The 2,469-nt window shown below is 34.1% G+C and carries 2 protein-coding genes; one reads left to right on the forward strand and one right to left on the reverse strand.

The features are described from left to right. Nucleotides 1-85 precede the first annotated feature (85 nt). Nucleotides 86-1,177 (reverse strand): peptidoglycan release complex CPBP-like subunit SdpC, encoded by a 1,092-nt coding sequence (sdpC, locus tag JVV30_RS08000; RefSeq protein WP_204193956.1) that lies wholly within the window; start codon nucleotides 1,175-1,177, stop codon nucleotides 86-88. A 249-nt stretch (nucleotides 1,178-1,426) separates the two neighbouring features. Between sdpC and hutG the strand changes: the two genes are divergently transcribed. Beyond that, the gene (gene hutG / locus JVV30_RS08005; RefSeq protein WP_070854612.1) at nucleotides 1,427-2,362 is read left to right on the forward strand and encodes a formimidoylglutamase; all 936 of its coding nucleotides are present in this window, start codon (nucleotides 1,427-1,429) and stop codon (nucleotides 2,360-2,362) included. The last annotated feature ends 107 nt before the right edge of the window (nucleotides 2,363-2,469 follow it).

Raw genomic sequence — 2,469 nt, forward strand, 5'->3', positions numbered from 1 at the left:
CAAAATAGCACCATCATATTAATTATGTCCTAGGCTTTTTAAATATCTTGTGAGTCTTTATAAGAAATCACAAGGTGTATAAGCTTTACTTATCCGTTTTATGATTCGCTGTGTCATTTACATGGTCGATTTCATCTTTGGCATCATCAACAACAGATGAACGTCTTTCTTCTTTATAAGCCGTATTCTCTTTAAGTTCTACATCTGAAATACTTGAAGATGTCTCAGACTGTGATGCGTGACTTACACTGTCATCGTTGTTAGGATGAGTGGTCTTGTTGTCTTCTTTGTCAGCACTTGTGTCATCAGTTACATCTTCACTATCTGAGTCTGTAATGTCGTCATCATTCACATGATCTAAATAATTGTTAGGTTCGACTTCATCTAGTGAACGATTTGTTGTTTTATATACAATAAATCTAATGATTAAACTTAAAATGATAAAGATAATACCCACTAATGTTGTACTCAAAGCAATGACTTTCATTGAGAACAAGTCACCAGTTTCTTCACTAAATAAGAATACTTGCGCAAATGTCATTGCGGCATGGAATACAACTGCAATATAGATTGTACGTCTTTTTGTTGCACGAATTAATTCACCGATAATCATTGAGAACATGAATGTATATAAGAAGTGATATCCTGCATATTCCATTCCGTAAGTTGTATTTGCTGCCCAAATAGAATAAATTAAACCAACAATGATTGAAGCAAAAAATGTATTCACTTTATTTTCAACAATATTTTGTAAATATGAACGGAATCCAAATTCCGCAAAAAATGCCATTAAAAGATGACCGACAATGATTGTTGTCACTGATACAGATAAATCAGTTGCTTGTAATAAAATAAAACTATCAGCAAAAGTATTAAAACTAAACATGCCAATCATGAAAATCACTAGCGGTAAAATCAGTGCTAGTAATATACGTTCAATAACTCTGATATCAACTGAAAATTTTAATCCAGCTAATTGAGCACGTTTATCTTTAAATGCAATAATACAAACAACTGCTGCGATAAACGGTGCAAGGTCAGTAAGATCAAATACAAAACGTTTGATACCTACTGTTGCTTGAAAATCTCGTAAGATTAATGATAGCGCCATCGTAACTACGAAGAATACGAATATTGTTAACGCCCATTGAAATCCTGATATACGATTCGTCTTCATTTATGTAACCTCCATTAGGGTAACCGTAAAAACTCTTTCTTTAATATTATACATATTACAAGGGTATAAATAAATTGTCCATTTTAAATATCATTAAAATGTAATAGTCTNNTTTTATATGATTGAAAACAATTTTTAATGTCTTAAATTAATTTGAAAAGGGTAAGCAAAAGTATAACGTAACATTAACGATGCATTACATTGTGGTGTAAGATAATGGTATAGAGTAAATCAATAGGGGGCAATGAAATGTATACACAAGGTAATCCGCAACTTTGGACAGGTCGTTTAGATAGCGACACAGATCCCAAACAGTTTAGACATTTTCAAACAGTACAATTTGCTAATTTAGAAAAAATGGAAAATGTAGGAGAGAAGACAGGCGTTGGTTTCTTAGGATATGCGGTTGATAAAGGTGTAGAGAACAATAAGGGTAGAGTAGGAGCAAGAAAAGGACCAGACGCTATTAAACGTGAGTTTGCGAAACTTCCAGATTTAAGTGAGTGTGATATGCTTGTTGACTACGGCAATGTCTCACATACGAATGACTGTCTAAGAGAGACGCAACAGGAGATGGCACAGTTATCCGCTAAAGTTATTCAACAACATCAGCAAGCCTTTCTCATTGGTGGTGGACATGATATTGCCTATGCCCAATATTTAGCGACAAGAGATGTCTATCCAGATGCTTCAATTGGCATTATAAATATTGATGCGCATTTCGATACACGACCTGATGAACCACCTACATCTGGCACGATGTTTCGAGAAATACTAGATAATGATGATAAGGCTGATTATTTAGTACTAGGATTAGCTCAAGGTGGCAATACGCGCGCATTGTATGATTATGCGAAAGACAACGATGTTATCTATGTGTATGCGGATGAACTCTTACATCAAGTATCACCTACCATTAAAGATAAAGTAGAACGATTTATTCACGATCATGATACGATTATGTTTACGATATGTATGGATGTGATTGATAGTGCGTTTGCGCCAGGCGTTAGTGCACCAAGTGTGTTGGGATTATATCCGCATTCAGTATTTGAAATTAGTAAACGAATCATATTAAGTGAAAAAGTATCTTCCATTAGTATTGCAGAGACCAATCCTGACTATGATGTAGATGATCGTACATCTAAATTAGCAGCAAATTTAATTCATCATTTCTTAGTATAAGTATCAATAATTAACGTGAATGATAAGACTATACCGTTAACGATGACGTATTAATTGCTTATAAATCATGTATTCATATATGTGAGAGCGGGGAGTGGGACAGAATT

This window comes from Staphylococcus sp. GDY8P47P, assembly GCF_016892225.1.
Lineage (GTDB): Bacteria > Bacillota > Bacilli > Staphylococcales > Staphylococcaceae > Staphylococcus > Staphylococcus borealis.

Coding starts and splice junctions, on each gene's coding strand:
- sdpC (WP_204193956.1), bottom strand. CDS start 1,177: ATGAAGACGAATCGTATATCAGGATTTCAATGGGCGTTAACAATATTC.
- hutG (WP_070854612.1), top strand. CDS start 1,427: ATGTATACACAAGGTAATCCGCAACTTTGGACAGGTCGTTTAGATAGC.